Here is a 22,162-nt window from a genome sequence, read left to right on the forward strand (position 1 = left end):
AGAAATTAATTTTAGTGTTGATGAGCTTAATTTTTATAACAGGATGTGGGATGAGTAAAACTAAGTCTAAAGCGGCTGAGGAAAAACCTCAAGTCATAAAAATTGGTGTGATTAATGTTCCTAATGATAAACAGGTTGCGATTACTCAGGGTTTTTTTGACAAATCTTTTAAAGAAAAAGGGATTAAGACAGAGTTTCTTTTCTTCGACTCAGGTGTAGCAGCCAATCAAGCCTTAGCCTCAAATAGTATTGATTTTGCAGAAATGGGTTACACAAATGCTGTAGTAGCACTTGCGAATGATTTACCAGCAAAACTTATTTGGATTCATGAAGTTTTGGGCTCAAACGAGGCACTAGTTGTTAGAAATGGTTCAAATGTTGAAAATATCAAACAACTAGCGGGTAAAAAAATTGCTACACCATTTAGTTCAACTTCACATTATAGTTTATTACAAGCTTTAAACGAAGCAGGATTATCTGAAAAAGATGTTACCTTATTAGATATGCAAACAAGTGAAATTGTTGCTGCTTGGTCGCGTGGTGATATCGATGCCGCTTATACTTGGAAACCCACATTGTCAGAATTAGAGAAAACTGGTAAGGTCATAATTGATAGCGATGATTTAGCGCAAAAGGGTTACGTGACAACAAATATTGAATTAGTCAACAGTCATTTTGCTGAGAAGTATCCTGAATTAGTTGTTGACTATTTATCCGTCTTAAATGAGGGAGTTAATTTCTATCTTCATGATTATCCGTTAGCCATCAAGGGTATGGCAACAAAACAAAATTTAAGCTACCAAGAGATAGATGATCAAGTTCAAGGAACTACATGGCTAATAAATTATGCACAATTATCACCTGATTATCTAGGTAACGAAAAAGAAACTGGTAATTTCCAAAAGGTTTTTTATGATACAGCTATATTTTTAAAAGACCAAGGATCAATTAAAGATGTTCCAACGAAAGAAAAAATTGATTCATTTATTGATAAAAGCTATAATTTGAAAATTAATTCAATAGAAAGTAACTAAGGCTATGGTAAATAATAATTATTTAATTCAACTAGAAAATATTTCTCAATCATTTAGTACAACGAATGATACGATTCAAGTGCTAGAAAATATTAGTTTAACAATTAATCAAGGGGATTTTGTTTGCGTTGTTGGTCCTTCAGGTTGTGGTAAAAGTACTCTGTTAAAAATGATTGCTGGTTATCTAAAACCTACTGAAGGACAAGTGTTGATGTCTGGACAAACTATTACTGGTCCGAGTGCTCAAAGAGGAGTCGTTTTTCAAAATCCAACCTTGTATCCATGGCTAACAGTGACCGAAAATATTTGTTATGGCCCAAAAGTTTTAAAAAAAGATAAGCATCTGACCCAAAAAAAATGTGTGGAATTCTTAACTAATATGTCGTTAGAAAAATTTGCTAATGCGTATCCATTTGAATTATCTGGAGGGATGAAGCAACGCGTTGCTATTGCTAGAGCATTAATGAACCAACCAGATGTTTTACTGATGGATGAACCATTCAGTGCGCTAGATGCTATCACTCGTTCAACCATGCAACAACTAATAAAAAAATTGTGGTTGGATACACATCAAACGATATTCTTAATTACGCATGATATCGAAGAAGCTTTGCTACTGGGTACAAAAATTGTGGTTTTATCGAAAAATCCAGGGAAAATAATTTTAGAAAAAATTTTCGATTATCAGATGGAAAAGAAACCATTAACACAATGGAATAAAGAAAAAAAAGAAAAATTTCAGCAAGATAAACAAATGATTTTAAGCGAAATAACTACTTTATAATCAGTTTACTTAATCTCAGAAGTCATATTCTGGGATTTTTTTTGTTAAGTTCTATCAAATCAGCCAATTTTTTGTTACACTTTAGTAGATTGATAAAATTGTAGGTGAAAATATGAAAGAAAATTACAGCTATCCTTTAAATAGTGATTGGTCGACTGATGAAATTATTGTTGTGATGAACTTATGGAGTACTCTTGAAAAAGTTTACTCACAAAAAGTGTCCGCAGAAGAATTTTTAACTGTCTATCATGAATTTAAACAGGTTGTTAAAAGTATCGGTGAGGAGCGTCAGTTGGGTAATGCTTTTGAAGAACTAACAGGCTACTCTTTATATCGTGTTGCAAAACAAGCACGTGTACAGCAAACAGGTAATCTGAACAGAAAGGATTTTGATTAATATGACTGAAAAGGAATTAATGCTACAAGTAAAACAGTGGGTATTAGATGCTGGCGAGTATGTAAAAGTCGAATTAGCCAAGGGGTTTCAAGTTCAAGAAAAATCTGGTCGGTCTGATTTAGTGACAAATGTTGATAAAGCGACTGAAAAGTTACTAGTTACCAAAATTCGTCAGCATTATCCTGATGATCAGATTATCGGTGAAGAAGGATTAGGCGACCAAGTCACTGATTTATCGGGTAGAGTCTGGGTAATCGATCCAATTGACGGGACGATGAACTTCGTCAAACAAGGTGAAAATTTTTGTATTATGATTGGAATTTTCCAAGATGGACAACCAATACTTGGCTTTATTTATGATGTGATGGCTAACCGTTTTATTTATGGTGGTGCATCAGTCGGTGTCTTTTGTAATACAACAAAATTATCACCAGTTGCTGACCAATCTTTAGAAGAGGGTATTTTAGCAACAAATGGCTTTATGTTTTCTCATAATGTTCATGGTACACAAAAAATCGGTTTAGATGCACTAGCAGTCAGAATTTTAGGTTGTGCAGGTTTAGATTTTATGAATGTTATATTAGGTAAACAATGTGCCTATATTTCTAATCTTGCGCCGTGGGATTATGCTGCTGGAATGGCACTGGCTGAGCCATTAGGCCTAATTTGTAGCAATTTAACTGATGAAACTTATAATCTTTTGGGTGGACGTAGTTACTTTGTGGTCGCAACAAAAACTGCTTATGATGACATAAAACGCCGTGTTTTTTAACTTTTTTTAAGGTTTGAAAACTTTTCCCTTTTTTTCATGAATTATTTTTGTTATAATAAGCAGTCGGTAATTTTATAGATGGGTGCAAATTGCACCATACGTGTTAAAAATAGTGAGGAGATTACATAGTGAAATTAAGAAATGATATTCGTAATGTGGCAATTATTGCCCACGTCGACCATGGTAAAACAACATTGGTGGATGAGTTGTTAAAACAATCAAGTACATTAAACGGTCATATGCAACTGCAAGAACGTGCAATGGACTCTGGTGATATTGAAAAAGAACGTGGTATTACCATCTTAGCTAAAAATACAGCAATTAATTATAATGGTAAACACATAAATATTTTAGATACACCTGGACATGCCGATTTCGGTGGTGAAGTAGAACGTATTATGAAAATGGTTGATGGGGTTGTATTGGTCGTAGATGCTTACGAAGGAACGATGCCTCAAACACGTTTTGTGCTGAAGAAAGCGCTAGAACAAAAATTAACACCAATTGTTGTTGTGAATAAAATCGATAAACCAACGGCTCGACCAGAAGAAGTTGTCGATGAGGTACTTGAATTATTTATCGAATTAGGTGCGGATGACGAACAATTAGAATTCCCTGTTGTTTATGCAGCAGCTGTACATGGAACGTCAAGTTTATCTGATGATCCTGCTGATCAAGAACATACAATGAATTATGTCTTAGATGCTATTTTAGAGCATATTCCTGCCCCAATTGATAATAGTGATGAACCATTACAATTCCAAGTATCTTTATTAGACTATAATGACTATGTTGGACGTATTGGTATTGGTCGTGTCTTCCGTGGAAATATTAAAGTCGGTGATCAAGTAGCTTTAATGAAACTTGATGGCGAAGTGAAAAAATTCCGTGTGACTAAATTACTAGGTTTTTTAGGTTTAGATCGTGTCGAAATTCAAGAAGCTAGAGCGGGTGACTTAATTGCCCTATCTGGTATGGAAGATATTTTTGTTGGTGAAACAGTAACACCTGTTGATCAACAAGATGCGTTACCAATCTTACATATTGATGAACCAACATTACAAATGACTTTCTTAGTAAATAACTCTCCATTTGCTGGTCGTGAAGGTAAATACGTAACTGCGCGTAAAATCGAAGAACGTCTACAAGCACAATTACAAACAGATGTGTCACTAAAAGTTGAAGAAACTGAATCACCAGATAAATGGGTTGTTTCTGGTCGTGGAGAACTACATTTATCCATCTTAATTGAAAATATGCGTCGTGAAGGCTTTGAATTACAAGTATCTCGTCCAAGCGTTATCTACCGTGACGTTGATGGTGTCCTATGTGAACCATTTGAACGTGTTCAAATCGATACACCTGAAGAATATATGGGTGGCGTGATTGAATCATTAGGTCAACGTAAAGCAGAAATGCAAGACATGATTAATAATGGTAATGGCCAAGTACGTTTGATTTTCCAAGCACCTGCTAGAGGATTGATTGGTTATTCGACTGAATTTATGTCATTAACACGTGGCTATGGTATTATGAACCATACATTTGACTCATACTTACCAGTTATCTCTGGTTTGACAACTGGTCGCCGTAATGGTGCGTTAGTATCGATTGACCAAGGTAAAGCAACTACTTATTCAATTATGAGTATTGAAGAACGTGGTACAGTATTCGTTGAACCTGGTACTGAAGTTTATGAAGGCATGATTGTTGGTCAAAATAGCCGTGAAAATGACTTAGGTGTTAATATTACTAGAGCAAAACAAATGACTAACGTTCGTTCTGCTAACAAAGACCAAACATCAGTAATTAAGCGTCCGAAAATTTTAACATTAGAAGAATCATTGCAATTCTTAAATGAAGACGAGTATTGTGAAGTAACGCCAGAAAGCATTCGTTTAAGAAAACAAATTTTAAATAAATCTGAACGTGAAAAAGCATCTAAAAAGAAAAAAACTGCTAGTAACTAATTATTAGTGGTATGAGCGTAAGAAAAACTATTCTTACGCTTTATTTTTTTACTTAAGAAATTATTAATTTGACAAAAGTATATTGGGTTCATTATGATTAACTTACTATATTATAATGAGGTGATTAATTATGGGGAAAAAAACAAAAAATAGTGTAGTAAAAAAAATAATTACAAGTGGTGTAGCATTAGCGGTTGTCAAAAAAGTATTTGATAATCAAGATAAAATCTTAGCTTTATTAGGTGACAAATCAAAAGACAAAGACAAAAGTAAACAAAAATAATTTTTTCAACTTCTAGACAATTTATAGTCTAGAAGTTTTTTTCTTTTTTTACATAATAATTAATTGTGATAATATAAACGTGTAATAATCAGTATGATATGCTTTATTAGTTTTTTTGTATTATTTTTAAATTTTTGTCAAAGGAGATGATTCAAATGGATTTTAAAACATTTGATATTAATTTTGGGTTAGAAAATAAAGTAGCCATTATTACTGGTGGTTTAAGCGGGATAGGTAGCGCAATTGGTGAATTATATGTTAAAAAAGGAGCTAAATTAGCAATTTTTGATATTAATCCCGATACACCGGAATTAGTCGAAGAACAATTTGGTACAAAAGCAATTGGGTTCGCAGTTGATGTGACTAGTAAAGAGCAGGTAATGAATGCCGTTAAAGAAACCATGAATCACTTTAAAAAAATTGATATTTTAGTTAATTCAGCAGGTGTTTGTTTTCTAGATGATGCTGAAAACTTATCAGAGACAGAATGGGATCTTACCTTTAATATTAATGTTAAAGGTAGCTTCCTAGTTGCTCAGGCAGTAGGTAATGAGATGATTCAATCTGGTGGTGGAAAAATTATCAATATGGCCTCTCAAGCAGCCTTAGTCGCACTAGATAATCATGTGGCTTATGCAGCAAGTAAAGGTGCCATTCTGTCTATGACGAAAGTTTTAGCCTATGAATGGGCGCAATATAGTATTAATGTTAATTGCTTGTCTCCAACGATTGTTTTAACTGAATTAGGTAAGAAGGCCTGGGCTGGCCAAGTTGGAGAAGACATGAAGCAACAAATTCCAATTGGGCGATTTGGTTATCCTGAGGAAGTCGCAGCAAGCGCCTTATTCTTAGCGTCAGATGCTTCTAATTTAATGACTGGTGAAAATATGGTTATTGATGGTGGATATACGATTAAGTAACTAAGTAGTTTGTGTAGACTACTTACTATATAAAATAAAAAAGCAGAGTATTAGACCTTTGAGGTTGATACTCTGCTTTTATTTAGAAATAATCACTAAAGTAGGCTTCTTGATCAGGAATAATACGTTCTAAAGTACGTAAGGTCTCTTTGTCAGTTTTTAGACGTTCAACGCGGTACAAATAAGAAGGACGTTTATAGCTCATAAATAGCGCAGTAAGTGTTTGAATATCGATATACACTGGATTACCAATAGGTTTATGACTGACTGTTAAGTCATCATTTTCATCCCAGAGTAAGCTAAAAGTTCCATTATTCCATTCAGCAATAGGGTCTTCAATCACAAAATGAAATGGTTTCCCCGTTGTAATGAATGGATAATGTTTAATAAATTGCTCTACATCGACTATCCGTCCCATAAAATATGGTGCGATAAATTCTTTGATTTCACTATCTTCAAATAAAAAGGCAATAGGCTCACTTTTGTAGGTCGTCCCTTTAACGAGTTCAATCATAGAAAAATGAGCAGAAACAAAATTCCATAAACCTAGTCGAGCTTCCTGATTTAGGTAAACCATCTCTTTAATATGGAAAACTTCTTCAGCAATCCAATAGAAGCAAAAACCTTGAGGTTCTCCATCTTTATTATAGTAGATAGCAGCTATCCGTTCTTCTTCATTTTCCCAACGCCAATATTCTTCCCAATTTAGTTCTGTTCGAATCATGGCACCGTGATTTTGTTCAGCAAACTGATTGTATACTGTAAAGACATCCTCATGTGAGATGTTTTCACGTTCGACACGACCTGGGACATCAACTATTTTGGGTAATTGTGAGTCTTTAATTTCAAAGGTAATCGTATCGGAGATGATTTCCCAGCCTTTTCGGCGATAGTAGGGAATACTGTAAGGATATAAATACGAAATCCATTGTTCATTTTCTCGCATTTTTTCTAATGATAGTCTAACTAAATCACTCATTAAACCTAAATTAGCGTATTCTGGATAAGTTCCAACTCCGGTTACTCCTGCCATATTGTAGACAGTATCATGAATGTTTACTTTACAAGGATAAATGGCAATTTGAGAAATGAGCTTGTCTTCTTCATTGAACCACCCAAAAACATCAGCTTCACGAAGTACTGGGCGTTTTGCACGAATGATTTCAGACTCATCCTCATAACCACCTTCTTCTAAATCTGAATCAGTTACTTGGAACACATAACGCAGTAATTCGTTAAATTGCTTTAAGTACTTTAACTCAACTTTTTTTAAAGTTAAAATTTTTTTGACATCTTTTGCGTCCATTAATAAAACTCCTATTTATTTAGTCATTATTTATTATAGCAAACTAACTATGAAAATACTTTAAAAAGGTATAAAAGGTTGCTATAATTAGAAATGCTGATTGAATAGAAAGTGAGGAGTCAAATGAATTTAGAAGAAATGAAAAAAAGACAGGAATCCATTCGTAACTTCTCCATCATAGCGCATATTGACCATGGAAAATCAACATTGGCTGACCGAATACTACAGCAAACTGAAACAGTATCGGATAGAGAGATGCAAAATCAATTGTTAGATTCGATGGATTTAGAGCGAGAACGTGGTATTACGATTAAATTAAATGCCGTAGAGTTAACGTATAATGCTAAAGATGGAAAAGAATATATTTTTCACCTGATTGATACACCAGGACATGTGGATTTTACATATGAAGTATCTCGTAGCTTAGCAGCTTGTGAAGGAGCAGTACTAGTTGTCGATGCTGCTCAAGGAATTGAAGCGCAAACGCTGGCAAATGTTTATCTTGCAGTAGACAATGATTTAGAGATTATACCAGTGATTAATAAAATTGACTTGCCAGCTGCTGACCCTGAGCGTGTCCGACAAGAAATTGAAGAAGTTATTGGTATTGATGCGAGTGAAGCTGTTTTGGCAAGTGCTAAAGCTGGCATCGGTATTGTCGATATTTTAGAACAAATTGTTGAATACATTCCCGCACCGGAAGGCGATATTGAAGCACCTTTAAAAGCATTAATATTTGATTCAGTCTATGATGCGTATCGAGGAGTTGTTTTAAATATTCGGGTGATGGATGGTGTCGTTCGACCTGGAGATACCATTCAATTGATGAGTAATGGTCAACAATATGAAGTTGCTGAAGTAGGTATCTTTTCACCAAAGGCTGTACCGAGAGAGATGCTGATGGTAGGGGACGTTGGATATATTACGGCAAGTATTAAAAACATTCAAGATACACGTGTTGGAGATACAGTAACATTGGCTAATAACCCTGCTACTGAACCATTACAAGGGTATCGTCGAATGAATCCAATGGTTTATTGTGGACTATATCCCATTGATAATTCAAAATATAACGACTTACGTGAAGCACTTGAAAGATTACAATTAAATGATTCTGCACTTGAATTTGAGGCTGAAACATCGCAGGCACTTGGTTTTGGTTTCCGTTGTGGGTTCTTAGGTTTATTACACATGGATGTCATTCAAGAGCGTCTAGAACGTGAGTTTAATCTTGATTTGATTACTACGGCTCCTTCGGTAATTTATCACGTAAATAAAACGGATGGCTCAAAGATTATTGTCGATAATCCTGCTGATTTTCCTGCTCCAGGTGTGATAGATTCGGTTGAAGAACCATACGTCAAGGCACAAATTATGGTACCTAACGATTATGTTGGTGCTGTAATGGAAATTTCACAACGTAAGCGTGGGGAATTTGTGACAATGGACTATTTAGATGATTACCGAGTAAATGTTGTGTATAATATTCCACTATCTGAAATTGTATTTGATTTCTTTGATAAGTTGAAATCGAGTACAAAAGGGTATGCCTCATTTGATTATGAATTGATTGGTTACCGTACAAGTAAGTTAGTCAAAATGGATATTCTACTCAACGCAGAAAACGTTGATGCACTAAGCTTTATCGTCCATCGAGAATTTGCCTATGAACGTGGACGTGCAATCGTTGAAAAATTACGTAAATTAATTCCAAGACAACAGTTTGAAGTACCTATTCAAGCAGCAATTGGGACAAAAATTGTAGCAAGAACCGATATTAAAGCATTACGTAAAAACGTATTAGCTAAGTGTTACGGTGGAGATGTGTCGCGTAAACGTAAATTATTAGAGAAACAAAAAGAAGGTAAGAAACGTATGAAGTCTATCGGATCTGTTGAAGTGCCACAAGAAGCCTTCATGGCAGTTCTTAAGATGGATGAGGATGAACCTAAGAAGTAGTAAGGGTTTGTGCGAAACGTGACTAACTGAATAATAGTATTTTCCCCCAATCTTCCCCCATTGCTTGAAAATAAGGAAAGATTGGGGGATTTTTTATGCTTCTTTTGTCATAATACTTTCAAATATATCAACGGTTTCTTTTTTCATTTAAAATTGATTCAAAGATATTAGCTGTCTCTTTTTCATTTTCTTATTGACTTGATTATTGGTCTTCATAGTCGTTGCTAATTGAGAATAACGAGTCTTTTTCGTATTTTCTTAAGTTTTATCTTGGATTTTAGTCAATATATTTCATGATAATTATTAAGATAGATTCCAATGAACTTAAAAAATAGGTAATTTTCGCATCCATTCAATTAGTTTTTTAAGATATTTGTTTTATTTTATATTAAAAATACTTAAAATAACAAAAAGATTATTAATAAACTAAAAAACATAAATATCAAACGTTTTCAAAAAATAAACTAATAGTAGTGTCAGTGGAACAGTGTTATAATACAAATATTGTATTTATTTAGTTTAGGAGGTAAATTCAGTTGAAAAAAGCACGTTTAATAATTATTGTTCCTTGTTATAATGAAGAAGAAGTTCTGCCTCTCTCTAGTCCAGAATTATTCGGAATTTTATCGGATTTAATTGATGCTGACAAAATTAGTCAAGATAGCTCTATTTTATTTGTTGATGATGGTAGTAAGGATAAAACATGGGAAATAATTGAGCAATTGAATACACAGGATTCTGTTCATTTTAATGGAATAAAATTTAGTCGAAATTTTGGGCATCAGAATGCTTTATTAGCTGGAATGGCAACAGTATGCGATGATGCGGATATTGTAATAACAATCGACGCTGATTTACAGGATGATGTACATACAATTAAAGAGATGGTTGCCCAATATTACAATGGGTTTGATGTTGTATATGGTGTGCGAAACAATCGTGATACTGATACATATTTTAAGAAGACATCTGCCAATTTATTTTACGCATTTATGAAAAAAATTGGCATTAGAATGGTTCCAAACCATGCAGATTTTCGTTTAATGAGTCAACGAGCAATAAAAACATTGTTAACTTTTAAAGAAGAAAATCTTTTCTTGAGAGGAATGGTTCCTTTAGTTGGTTATCCTTCTACAAATGTCTATTACTCAAGAAATGAACGAGCAGCTGGCGAATCTAAATATCCACTGAAAAAAATGTTAAGTTTTGCTATGGAAGGCATCTCTTCATTTTCGGTTATGCCTATTCGTTTTGTTAGAAATTTAGGGATACTTACAATAATCATCGGTATTGTATATATGATTTATACTATTTTCAAAAAAGTGATGGGTGATGTTGATACTGGTTGGACGTCACTTATTATGAGTATTTGGTTAATTGGTGGTATTCAATTATTAAGTATTTCAATTGTTGGTGAGTACGTTGGCAAGATTTATTCTGAAGTAAAAGAACGACCACGTTTTATTATCGAATCACACTTAAATGGACGTGAGGTGAAAGACCATGAATCTTAATCAAACTTCCAATTCACATAAGTCTATTCAGCGACTTTTCAAATTACCATGGTCAATAACATTCATTTTTTTTATGACATCTTTCATATTCTTGTTAATTGCTAGTAAAAATTCTCCAATATATGAGTTTAATGATTGGGTTGATTTAAATGCGTTTGTCACAATGGGTAAATCTTGGGGTCATGGAATTATCCCATATAAAGATCTTTTCGAACAAAAAGGGCCGGCACTATATTTTTTATTTCTTATCGCTTCAAAAATTTCTAATAGTTACTTTGGCGTTTTCTTCTTGGAAGTGATTAATATGACTTTGGTATCTTGTATTTTATTTAAATTAGGGTCTCTTTTTTTAGATGCTAACAAAAGTATTGCATTTGTTTTATTGAGTTATTTATTGCTAACATTTGATCCGTTTTTTAAAACGGGGGGTAGCGCAGAGGAGTTTGTCTTTTTACCTATTTGTTATACAATTTATTTAATTTTTAAGTTTCAGCAGAATAATTTTAAATTGCTTAATTATGAATATTTTTTAATTGGTTTAACTTTGAGTTATTTATTTTGGGTTAAATATACTATGATTGGTGCTTCATTAGGCTTTTTGCTATCAGTAGGAATTTGTCTAGTTGCTAAAAAAGACACTAATCAGCTCATTCGTGGTAGCGTCTGGGTTCTTTTCGGTTTTCTGTCTCTAAGCTTATTTATTATTTCTTATTTTAGTTTAGTAGGTGCTTGGGGAGATTTAGTGTTTAATTATTTTTATGCAAATATAAAACTATATCCTAGTGGAACAACTAGTGGATTGATTGGTAACATTTTTAATGCAATACTAATTTTTTCTAGGAGAGTGGTGAGTCAGCATCTATTAATTGTCGTTTTTATTCTTGGCTTTTTAGGAATGATTGTATCGAATCGTTTATTTAAAGATAAGTGGACGTTGTTTATTTATTCTTCTAGTTATTTTATGTTAGTCATTAGTACTTTTTATGGTGGTAAAGGTTTTAATTATTATTATCTAATTTTAATGCCTTTTGCTTGTTTACCTATTTTACTCGTTCTAACCTATATGGATAAAATTAAATTCACCAATTTACAAGTTCTGTTTATTGGTTTAGTCAGTTTTGTTACATTATTTGGAACTACAAATAACTTTCAATTCTCAAAAGCATTTCCAGATAATCGTTCGTTAACATTTAATCCGAATGATCATTCTTACGCTCAAGAAAAATTTGCTAAAATTATGAATGAAGAAGAGAATCCAACGATGTTAAATTATGGTTTTTTAGATGGTGGATTCTACCAAGCAGCGAATATATTACCAAGTATCTATTATTTTGAACGTCAAAATATTAGTCAAGAGCATTTGCCTGAAATGATGGATACTCAAAATCAAGCGGTTAATGACAAAGCTGTTATGTTTATTGTCCATAAAGGATATTATGGACAATCAGAAGAAGAATCTGTACCAGTGAATATTCGTGCAAACTACTCTCTTGTTTCCGAACATAGTCAATTTAATGAAATTGATTTGACGTATCGTCTTTATCGTGTTAATCCTTAAAAAAGCATTTTTTCAATTAAATAATATTTTAAAGTTAGATATGGGTGCCTATTCAGATCTAGCTTTTTTTTAAGAAAATCAAAGAACAAGAAAAAAGTTATTACTTATCATGTAAGGATTACAAGTACAGTGATATGAGATACGTAGTAGCCTTTGATATATGTTATAATAAGTAAAATATAATTTTGGGGTGGATTTACCAATGGCAATAACATTGAAGAAGATAGAATCGATTTTATTTGAAGCAGGTCTAATTAAAGAATACATTCATAATAATCACTGGCATTTTAAATTGCCGGTAGCAGATTATGAGTTTAAACATATCACCTATGATTCTCGTCAAGTAACGAGCGACTCTTTATTTTTTTGTAAGGGATTATCGTTTAAAGAAGATTACTTGAAAAGAGCTGTTGCAGAAAATGACTTAAATTTTTATATCTCAGAAACACCTTATAATGTTGACGTTCATTTAGGCATTATTGTAACAGATATTCGGGAGGCTTTAGCATTAATCAGCATGGCTTTTTATGACTATCCACAAGAAAAACTGACCTTAATTGGCTATACAGGGACAAAAGGTAAAACGACAGCTGCTTATTTTACAAAAGCAATTCTTGATGAAGCAACTAATCATAAAGTGGCAATGCTCTCAACGATGAACACAACGTTAGATGGTAAGAATTATTTTAAATCCTCTTTAACAACACCTGAATCGCTTGATTTGTATCGAATGATGGCAGAAGCTGTGACAAATGGTATGACACATTTAGTCATGGAAGTTTCTTCACAAGCGTATAAAGTTAAACGCGTCTTTGGCTTAGTTTTTGATATTGGTGTGTTTATGAATATTTCTCCTGACCATATTGGTCCAATTGAGCATCCAACTTTTGATGATTACTATTACTGTAAGCGACAATTAATTAAACAATCTAAACAAGTTGTCATTTATCAAGATACCCAAGATGTTGACCTTCTAATTGAGATGGCTAATGCTTATAATAAACCTTACGTCACTTATAGTGGTAAAAGTGATGCCGATTTTGTGTGGTTGCCAACTTCTGATTCGTTAACATTTAAAGTGACACAAGTGATTGACAGTCATATTACCATTGCAGGAGATTATTCTTTACAACTACGTGGTGATTTTAATAAAGACAATGCTTTAGCAAGTCTAATTGTATGTGCATTGGCTGGTGCAAGTGTTGATGACTTAGTTAGAGGCTTAGAGATTGCTAAAGTACCAGGACGTATGGAACATATACTTGGTAAGCGGGGGCAACATATCTTTGTGGATTATGCACATAATTATGATAGTTTAAAGAATTTGATGTCGTTTGCAAAAAATGAATACCCACAAGCTAGATTAACTTTAGTGATAGGTAGTCCAGGTAACAAAGGTGTGTCACGTCGTAAAGATTTTGGGAAAGTTATTTCAGAATTTGCTGACACTGTTTTTTTAACATCTGATGACCCACAATTTGAAGACCCAAATCAAATTATTTTAGAGATTGCTGAAGCAATTGACAACCAACAAGTTGAACAAATTGTCATAGCCGATCGTGAACAGGCTATTAAAGCAGCAATTGATCAAGCTAATAAGGGCGATGTCGTCATATTGGCCGGTAAAGGACAAGATTTATTTCAAAAGGTAAACGGTGTCGATGTTCCCTATGCTGGCGATTATCAAATTGCAACTGACTATTCGAATTCATAATATTATTATGTCAACCTAATGACGAATACAAAAAAACAAGAGGAAATTAATCCTCTTGTTTTTTTTGTTCGTTTACATTATCTGAAGCAGTTTGCTCTGATATTTTTTTTACTGATTTTTTTAATCCAAAAGGTACTCGACTTTCAGTACCATTTCTAATTCGTTTAATATTATCACGGTGACGATAAATAATAAAAGCGGTGATTAGAACAGCTAATGTCGTTAGTAGCCAGTTTTGCTCAGCCAGAATTTCAGGGAAAATAAGTGGAATGAAAATAGTTGATAAAGTAATGATAATAGCACTTAACATGCTTGATAGACTCACCATACTCGTAAAGAAGAGTAAGATAGCAAAGAGACTGATAGAATAGATAAAAAATGTTGGACTGTAGCCTAATAACATACCAGCACTAGTAGCTACAGCTTTTCCACCTTTAAAATCACAAAATATGGGAAAAGTATGACCGATAATAGCCAAAACACCAAACCATAAAGGATTGACATCTAAGTTAAACCAAAGTGGTAACATTGTAGCAATTGCACCCTTTGCAATGTCCATTATTAAGACAACGGTACCAGCTTTTTTACCTAAAACTCTAAAAGTATTTGTCGTTCCCATATTTCCACTACCAAATTGTCGAATGTCTTTATGATAAAATAATTCGCCAATCCAAACACCAGAAGGAATAGATCCTAGTAGATAGGCTAAGAATAAAAGTAATACTATTTTCACGTGAGTTAACCTCCTTAACGATAAAGTTAATTTTACCATGAAACAGTGATGGCAACAATAAGTTTTAAATGCTTGTGCTTTATTTTAAATAAAGTTACTATTAGACATATACACTAAATGAATTTATTTTTTAAAAAATAAGGAGGACTAGTCTTATGACATTTAAAAATCCAAATGATGAAACGATTAAGGACTATTTAAAAAATAGTAAAAATATTGCTGTGATTGGGTTAAGTAATAAGCCTGACCGCACAAGTTATCAAGTGGCTCAAGTATTGCAACTTTCTGGATACAAATTATTTCCAGTGAATCCTATGTTAGCTGGTGAAACGATTTTAGGAGAACCTGTTGTAGCAACGCTTACTGATGTGAAAGAACCAATTGATATTGTTGATATTTTTAGAAAAAGTGATGCTTTACCAGATATTGCGCGTGAATTTGTTAAAACAGATGCTAAGATTTTTTGGGCGCAATTAGGCATTGAAAATGAAGAAGCTGCGCAAATTTTGGCTGAAAATAATCGAAAAGATGTTGTCATGAATCGTTGTATTAAAATAGAATTAAATAATATGGCTTGACACTGTTAAATTAACATGATATTCTAATGAAAATTAATTATTTAAATTGTTGATAAGGACAAATAGTAAGTTAGTTTGACGTTTAGAGAGCCTTTGATTGGTGAAAAAAGGTCGTCGCTAAGTTTATGAACACACCTTAGAGAACTTTTCTGAAATATAAGTAAGTGAAGTCGGTGCACCCGTTATCGTGATGCAGTTTTGCTATTAAGACTGCTTAGAGACCTAATGGAATATTACTTAGGTGAACTTGAGGTGGGACCACGACATATGATATGCTCGTCCTCTTGGCATTATTGCCAAGAGGTCTTTTTTTTATTTTTAATAACAGAATCAAGAATGAGAACAAGTAATTTATTTTGCTTTGTGTGAAGAGAGCCTTTGGTTGGTGAGAAAAGGTCACAGCTTATAAATGAACACATCTCGGAGATATCTTGCTGAAATTCTAATAGTAGGTAAGGTCGGTCCACTCGTTATCGTGGTCAGTTTGGATACAAACTGTTAGAGGCTTAATTCATTATATTAAGCAAACATGAGGTGGGACCACGACATATAATATGCTCGTCCTCTTGGCGTTATTGCCAAGAGGACGTTTTTTTATTTTTAAGGAGGAAAAGACATGGATTTAGTGATTAAAGTATTACCGGCATTACTTGAAGGAACTAAAATGACCATTTTAGTTTTTATTTTGACATTAATTAGTTCTTTGCCGTTAGGTATGTTAATTGGTTTCGTTGCAACAACTCATTTTAAACCACTGAAATGGGTAATAGATACGGTGATTTGGATTATTCGTGGCACGCCCTTATTACTGCAATTAATTTTTGTTTTCTTTGGTTTACCATTTGTTGGTATTATTATTGAAAGTCGTTTAATGGCAGTTTTAATTGCTTTTATTATTAATTATTCTGCTTACTTTGCAGAGATTTTCAGAGGTGGTATTCAAGCAATTCCTAATGGACAATATGAGGCAGCTAAGGTGTTGGGTTTAAGTACTTGGCAAACAACTTATAAAATTGTTATACCACAGGTTTATCGGGTTGTTTTCCCGTCAGTTGGGAACGAAGTAATTACGCTGGTTAAGGATACGTCGCTAATTTATGCTTTAGGATTAAGTGAAGTCATGAAAGCCGGTCGTGTCGCAATGCAACGGGAAGCAAGTATTATTCCTTTAATTGTTGTTGCGATTATTTATCTGTTACTGACGGGATTCGTCACACTAATTTTAAAGTATATTGAACGTCGTCAAGCCATTAAAAGTTAGGAGAGACTATAGATGTTAGAAATTAAAAATTTAAATAAGTCATTTAATCAAAAAAAGATTATCGACGACCTCAATTTAACAGTTGAGACGGGCACAGTTCTTGCTTTAGTCGGACCATCTGGAGGTGGTAAAACCACTTTGTTACGTTGCATATCTGGTTTAGAAACGATTGATAGTGGTGAACTGTTACTCGATAGTAAACCCGTTCTATTTACTGAAAATCGCGGAAAAATTGGTGTTGTTTTTCAAGACTTTAACTTGTTTCCACATTTAACTGTTCTAGAAAACTTGATTTTAGCTCCAACCATGGTGAAAAAACTTTCAGGCGAACAAGCAACTATAGAGGCTAATCAATTGCTTGAAAGGTTTGGTTTACTTGAGCATCGTCGGTACTATCCTTCACAATTGTCAGGCGGACAGAAACAACGTGTTGCTATGGTTAGAGCACTATTAATGACACCAGATGTCTTGTGCTATGATGAACCAACGAGTGCTCTTGACCCTGATTTAGTTGATAACGTAGCGCAAACGATTCTAAAGTTAAAAAAAGATGGGATGACACAAATTGTTGTAACGCATGATTTAACTTTTGCTAAAAAGATTGCAGATAAATTAATCGAAGTCAGTCCAATAACTAATGTAAGAGATGGAGGAAAAGAAAATGACTAAAAAAAGATGGGCAGTAGCTATATTATTAGTAAGTATGTTATTCGTCAGTGCATGTGGATCTAAGCAACAAGGTGCTTCTTGGGACGAGATTAAGAAAAAAGGTGAATTGGTTATCGGTGTCGATGATACATTCGTTCCAATGGGTTTTAAAGATGATTCAGGGAAATTAGTTGGATTTGATATTGATCTCGCAAGTGATGTGACGAAACAAATGGGTGTTAAAGCAAAATTCCAACCAATTGATTGGTCAATGAAAGAGTCAGAGTTAAAAAATGGAACAATTGACGTTATTTGGAATGGTTATACAGTCACAGACGCTCGCAAAAAATCAGTTGATTTTAGTGACTATTATTTAACAAATGAGCAAGTACTTGTAGTTAATCCGGATAACGGCATTAACACATTCGCTGATATGAAGGGTAAAACATTAGGTGCTCAGGAAGGATCCAGTGGTGAAGAGTTACTAGAGAATAATCCAGAAATGTTAAAAGATTACATTAAAGACAATGAAGCTGTCTTGTTTCCAACGTTTACCGAGGGATTTTTGGATTTAAAAGCTGGGCGTATCGATGGGTTATTGATTGATAAAGTTTTTGCTGACTATTATATTGCTAAACAAGCGGACATGAAGGGTTTAGTCATCATTCCAAGCGAGTTTGAAAATGAAAACTTTGCTATTGGTGTCCGTAAAGGGGATAGCGAACTATTAAAAGTAATCAATGATGGTTTAGCAAAAAGTACTGAGACAGGAACTGCACAAAAAATCAGTCAAAAATGGTTTGGCGACAATCGAATCATTATAAATCGTTAAAAAAAGCAGACTTGATAAACTTATCAAGTCTGCTTTTTTTAACGATTATAGTAAATACTTTTTATTATGTTTGATTGGTAAAACAATTAGGCCAGTTAAGCAACCTAAAATTAAAAAGTAAATAAAAACAGATAAAAATGTGTTAGTTGCTTGAACTAAGAGTCCAATTGCAATTTGGGAAACGGCTCCACCAACAATTCCTCCCATTGCAATTGTCGCATAGCTTGGAGCAAATCGATCTCCTTCAAATGTTTTAAGCGGGATAGACATGACCGTCACAAAAGTGATGGTTAAAAGTAGAGAAGCTAGACCAAGTAAGATGGTAAAACTAGGCATATGACTTGTAAAATAAGATAAGAAAGTTAAAAAACTGCCAAGAATAGAACAAATTAGAATAACTAAAGTATCTTTACCTTGAAAATAACGACTGATCATATAGCCGCCACCAATGGCACCTAGTAAAGAAAAAATACCTACGACAGAGCTAACCATTCCTGCTTGTGTTAAGCTTAAGCCACGATAGTTGTCAAGATAAGTCGGTAACCAGCTAGTTAACCCATACAGTAGACTGTTGACACAAAAAGCGCTGATGAATAAAAACCAAACTAAGGGTGTTTTCCAAATATCAAGCATACTGATAGTGGATTTAGCTTTCTCGTTAGTCAGATTAGGCTTGTTTGGTATAGCTATTGCTACAAAAACAGCTATAACAAGGGCGACAATCGTTAGAACCTTGTATGCAGAGCGCCAACCAAAATTTTGAATTAATGGAGAAACTAAAATAGGACCTAGAATACTTGCAAACCCCGAAGCCGATAATAAAATACCCTTAGCGAAAGCCCGACGTTCGACTGAAAATGATTCTGTAATTTCTTTACTAGAAGCTGAGGTGTACCCTGAATGGGCCAAGAGACCAGATAATAGTCGAATAGCGATTAGCATCGTAATGGTATCCGCCATACCAAAAAGAAAGTCGAAAACTCCAATCATAATGATAGACCAGAGAACAATTTTTTTTGCCCCAAATTTATTGACCGCGATACTCATTGGAATCTGAAGTAAAGCATAACCAATGAAAAAAGCACCTAATAATAAACCTTTTGTACTATCAGTCATAGGAATATCCTTATTAATAGAGATAACAGCAAATCCAACCGATAGTTTGTCAATATAAACCATAACGTAGCCTAAAAAAAGGGCCGATAATAAAAGATTAGGATTCGTTTTTACATTGCGTTTAAGAATAAGACAACACTCCTTTAAAATAATTAATAATGTTGAATAAATGAATAATCACTACTATTTTATATAATTATCATTCAAATGTACAGTATATTACAATAGATTAATTAAATTGAGCAAATATTGCATTTTTAATTAATATTTTTTGAAAAGTGCTATCCGATAATTTATTTAGAGATATATCATCCTTAAGTAACTATAACACATTGCTCATATGATTTTACTTATGTTACTATACAACGTGTATTTGAAAAAATTAAATATGAGTTCAAAAATAAATTAATGTCTTGTTTTATTTAGCTCATTGGTAGATTAATTCAAGTGAAAGGGTTAGTTTTTATTAATAGGTAGTAGAATAAAAAAATAATTGAAATACTCAATACTATTTTCTAAGTACCTAGTGAATGAGTGGGCTTTACAACTTGATCTAATTTATTATAAGATAATGGTCGGATGGACATTATTCGATGATCAAAGTATCAACTTACCATATGTCGATTTTTTTTGTGGTAAATTCTACTTTAAAAGCCGAAGGGAATAGCGTAGTATAGTCAAGGTAGGTCTCTTTAGCCAATTGATTATTTATATAGAAGGAGAAAATAATGACGAAAAAAATAAATAAACAATATGATGATACATCTATTCAAGTCTTAGAGGGACTAGATGCTGTTCGTAAACGGCCAGGAATGTATATAGGTTCAACAGATACAAAAGGGTTGCATCATTTAGTATTTGAAATATTTGACAATGCTGTAGATGAAGCATTGTCTGGTTATGGTAATCAGATAGAAGTGACGATTCATTCTGACAATAGCGTTAGTGTTCGAGATTACGGTCGTGGTATGCCAACTGGAATTCATGCGTCTGGTAAACCAACGATTGAAGTTATCTTTACAATCTTGCATGCTGGGGGTAAATTTGGTCAAGGTGGCTATAAGACGTCTGGAGGACTACATGGCGTGGGTGCCAGTGTGGTGAATGCATTATCTAGTGAGTTAACAGTTCAAACCGTTCGAGATGGTGAAGAAGTTACTGTCTCTTTTCAAAATGGTGGACATACAGATGGTCAATTAAAACGTAAAAAGGTAGCAAAATCGATACCCAATGGTTCTATAATTACCTTTAAACCTGATACAACAATTTTTTCGACAACGACGTTTTCATATGACGTTTTAGCCGAGCGCTTGCGTGAGACGGCTTTTTTACTTAAGGGAGTTAGTATCACACTGCTTGATGAGCGAACAGAACAAACAGATACTTTCCGCTATGATGAAGGGATTAAAGAGTTTGTAGCTTATTTAAATGAAGGAAAAGATGAACTAACACCTGTTATTTATTTTTCTGGCTTAAAAGATGAAATTGAAATTGAGTTTGCTTGTCAGTACAATGATGGTTACTCGGAAAATACGTTATCTTTTGTTAATAATGTGCGAACTAAAGATGGTGGGACACATGAAACTGGTATGAAATCGGCTTTAACAAAATCATTCAATGAGTATGCACGGACAGCTGGTTTATTAAAAGATAAAGATAAAAATCTAGAAGGAAGCGATTTTAGAGAGGGTTTGACAGCCATTATCTCTGTGCGCATCCCTGAAAATTTACTTCAGTTTGAAGGTCAAACAAAAGGAAAATTAGGAACCGCTCAAGCACGTGCAGCTGTTGAAAGTGTCGTTAGTGAGCAGTTAGGTTTCTACCTACAGGAAAACAGCGATTTGTCACAAATGTTAGTCCGAAAAGCGTTGAAAGCACGAGAAGCACGAGAGGCCGCGCGTAAAGCACGAGAAGATAGTAGGAATGGCAAAAAAAAGCGTAAAGGTGAAACACTACTTTCTGGAAAATTAACGCCTGCTCAGACAAGAAACCCTAAGCGCAATGAATTGTACTTAGTCGAGGGAGACTCAGCCGGTGGATCGGCTAAGCAAGGCCGTGATCGAAAATTCCAAGCGATTTTACCCTTACGTGGTAAAGTGATTAATACTGAAAAAGCAAAATTAGCTGATATTTTAAAAAATGAAGAAATCAATACTATGATTTATACAATTGGTGCAGGCGTTGGCGCTGATTTTGAATTAGAAAATTGTAACTATGACAAGGTTATCATTATGACGGATGCTGATACGGATGGTGCCCATATTCAAGTTCTCTTGCTAACGTTCTTCTATCGTTACATGAAACCTCTTGTTGAGGCAGGTAAAGTGTATATTGCTCTACCACCATTATATAAAGTTCAAAAGGGTACGGGAAAGAAAGCAACTATCGAATATGCGTGGACTGACGATGAGTTAGCAGCAATTACGCGTTCAATGGGCAAAGGATATATGCTCCAACGCTACAAAGGTCTTGGTGAGATGAACGCAGATCAATTATGGGAAACAACGATGGATCCGGATACACGGACACTGATTCGCGTTAAAATTGATGATGCAGCGATTGCTGAACGTCGTGTTACAACCTTAATGGGTGATAAAGTAGAACCGAGACGTTTATGGATTGAAAAAAATGTTCAATTTAGTTTAGAAGAAGATGGTAGTATTTTAGATCATCATGATGATGAAACGAATACGGCTTTTTTAGAATCTAAAGAAACTGAGTCGACTGATAGTGGTGACACTAGTTTATTCGATTAAATCATAAGAAATAGGAGAGATGATGGA

At 33.9% G+C, this 22,162-nt stretch carries 19 protein-coding genes and 2 other annotated features; of the genes, 16 read left to right on the forward strand and 3 right to left on the reverse strand.

Features of this window, described 5'->3' with window-relative positions; translation table 11 throughout:
- The first annotated feature begins 50 nt into the window (after positions 1-50).
- From BW732_RS00275 to BW732_RS00300, 7 genes are all read left to right on the forward strand, one after another.
- Complete coding sequence (locus BW732_RS00275) at positions 51-1,034, forward strand: taurine ABC transporter substrate-binding protein (RefSeq protein WP_211329913.1); 984 nt, start codon at positions 51-53, stop codon at positions 1,032-1,034.
- 4 nt (positions 1,035-1,038) lie between these two features.
- A complete protein-coding gene (locus BW732_RS00280) occupies positions 1,039-1,818 on the forward strand; it encodes an ABC transporter ATP-binding protein (RefSeq protein WP_077274910.1) in 780 nt (259 codons plus the stop codon).
- Between the two features lie 112 nt (positions 1,819-1,930).
- Positions 1,931-2,215 carry a UPF0223 family protein gene (locus BW732_RS00285; protein WP_077274911.1) on the forward strand — a complete coding sequence of 95 codons (285 nt, stop codon included), beginning with the start codon at positions 1,931-1,933 and terminating at the stop codon, positions 2,213-2,215.
- Between the two features lies 1 nt (position 2,216).
- Positions 2,217-2,987, forward strand: coding sequence for an inositol monophosphatase family protein (locus BW732_RS00290; RefSeq protein ID WP_077274912.1), 771 nt, complete (start codon positions 2,217-2,219; stop codon positions 2,985-2,987).
- A 128-nt stretch (positions 2,988-3,115) separates the two neighbouring features.
- A complete protein-coding gene (gene typA / locus BW732_RS00295) occupies positions 3,116-4,957 on the forward strand; it encodes a translational GTPase TypA (protein ID WP_077274913.1) in 1,842 nt (613 codons plus the stop codon).
- A gap of 130 nt (positions 4,958-5,087) precedes the next feature.
- Complete coding sequence (locus tag BW732_RS11390; protein ID WP_161485485.1) at positions 5,088-5,240, forward strand: hypothetical protein; 153 nt, start codon at positions 5,088-5,090, stop codon at positions 5,238-5,240.
- A gap of 155 nt (positions 5,241-5,395) precedes the next feature.
- Positions 5,396-6,160, forward strand: coding sequence for an SDR family oxidoreductase (locus tag BW732_RS00300; RefSeq protein WP_077274914.1), 765 nt, complete (start codon positions 5,396-5,398; stop codon positions 6,158-6,160).
- An 82-nt stretch (positions 6,161-6,242) separates the two neighbouring features.
- Here the strand turns inward: BW732_RS00300 and BW732_RS00305 are convergent, their stop codons facing one another.
- Positions 6,243-7,466 (reverse strand): GNAT family N-acetyltransferase, encoded by a 1,224-nt coding sequence (locus BW732_RS00305; RefSeq protein WP_077274915.1) that lies wholly within the window; start codon positions 7,464-7,466, stop codon positions 6,243-6,245.
- Between the two features lie 123 nt (positions 7,467-7,589).
- On the opposite strand from BW732_RS00305, the gene lepA reads away from it, so the two are divergent.
- The 4 genes from lepA to BW732_RS00325 all read left to right on the forward strand — a co-directional run bounded on the left by lepA (position 7,590) and on the right by BW732_RS00325 (position 14,211).
- Positions 7,590-9,425, forward strand: a complete 1,836-nt coding sequence (gene lepA / locus BW732_RS00310; protein WP_077274916.1) for a translation elongation factor 4 — start codon at positions 7,590-7,592, stop codon at positions 9,423-9,425.
- Between the two features lie 536 nt (positions 9,426-9,961).
- Positions 9,962-10,939 carry a glycosyltransferase family 2 protein gene (locus BW732_RS00315; RefSeq protein ID WP_077274917.1) on the forward strand — a complete coding sequence of 326 codons (978 nt, stop codon included), beginning with the start codon at positions 9,962-9,964 and terminating at the stop codon, positions 10,937-10,939.
- Positions 10,929-12,497, forward strand: a complete 1,569-nt coding sequence (locus BW732_RS00320; RefSeq protein ID WP_077274918.1) for a hypothetical protein — start codon at positions 10,929-10,931, stop codon at positions 12,495-12,497. Before BW732_RS00315 ends, BW732_RS00320 begins: the two co-directional genes overlap by 11 nt.
- 202 nt (positions 12,498-12,699) lie before the next feature.
- A complete protein-coding gene (locus BW732_RS00325; protein WP_077274919.1) occupies positions 12,700-14,211 on the forward strand; it encodes a UDP-N-acetylmuramoyl-L-alanyl-D-glutamate--L-lysine ligase in 1,512 nt (503 codons plus the stop codon).
- A gap of 46 nt (positions 14,212-14,257) precedes the next feature.
- On the opposite strand, the gene plsY is transcribed toward BW732_RS00325, so the two are convergent.
- Entirely contained in the window at positions 14,258-14,944 is a 687-nt protein-coding gene (gene plsY / locus BW732_RS00330) for a glycerol-3-phosphate 1-O-acyltransferase PlsY (RefSeq protein WP_077274920.1), read from the reverse strand.
- Between the two features lie 155 nt (positions 14,945-15,099).
- On the opposite strand from plsY, the gene BW732_RS00335 reads away from it, so the two are divergent.
- The 4 genes from BW732_RS00335 to BW732_RS00350 all read left to right on the forward strand — a co-directional run bounded on the left by BW732_RS00335 (position 15,100) and on the right by BW732_RS00350 (position 18,263).
- Positions 15,100-15,522 (forward strand): CoA-binding protein, encoded by a 423-nt coding sequence (locus BW732_RS00335; RefSeq protein WP_077274921.1) that lies wholly within the window; start codon positions 15,100-15,102, stop codon positions 15,520-15,522.
- A gap of 40 nt (positions 15,523-15,562) precedes the next feature.
- Positions 15,563-15,809, forward strand: a binding site (T-box leader).
- Positions 15,810-15,846: 37 nt separating this feature from the next.
- Positions 15,847-16,091: a binding site (T-box leader), on the forward strand.
- Positions 16,092-16,138: 47 nt separating this feature from the next.
- Entirely contained in the window at positions 16,139-16,783 is a 645-nt protein-coding gene (locus tag BW732_RS00340; protein WP_077274922.1) for an amino acid ABC transporter permease, read from the forward strand.
- A gap of 12 nt (positions 16,784-16,795) precedes the next feature.
- Entirely contained in the window at positions 16,796-17,452 is a 657-nt protein-coding gene (locus BW732_RS00345) for an amino acid ABC transporter ATP-binding protein (RefSeq protein ID WP_077274923.1), read from the forward strand.
- A complete protein-coding gene (locus BW732_RS00350) occupies positions 17,445-18,263 on the forward strand; it encodes an amino acid ABC transporter substrate-binding protein (protein WP_077274924.1) in 819 nt (272 codons plus the stop codon). The genes BW732_RS00345 and BW732_RS00350 overlap by 8 nt, the downstream gene beginning before the upstream one ends.
- A 45-nt stretch (positions 18,264-18,308) precedes the next feature.
- Here BW732_RS00350 and BW732_RS00355 read toward each other — a convergent pair whose 3' ends face one another.
- Positions 18,309-19,442, reverse strand: coding sequence for an MFS transporter (locus BW732_RS00355; RefSeq protein ID WP_077274925.1), 1,134 nt, complete (start codon positions 19,440-19,442; stop codon positions 18,309-18,311).
- A 665-nt stretch (positions 19,443-20,107) separates the two neighbouring features.
- Here BW732_RS00355 and parE point away from each other — a divergent pair.
- Positions 20,108-22,135, forward strand: coding sequence for a DNA topoisomerase IV subunit B (parE, locus tag BW732_RS00360; protein ID WP_077274926.1), 2,028 nt, complete (start codon positions 20,108-20,110; stop codon positions 22,133-22,135).
- Positions 22,136-22,162 lie beyond the last annotated feature (27 nt).

The sequence above is a fragment of the Vagococcus penaei genome (assembly GCF_001998885.1).
Classification (GTDB): domain Bacteria; phylum Bacillota; class Bacilli; order Lactobacillales; family Vagococcaceae; genus Vagococcus; species Vagococcus penaei.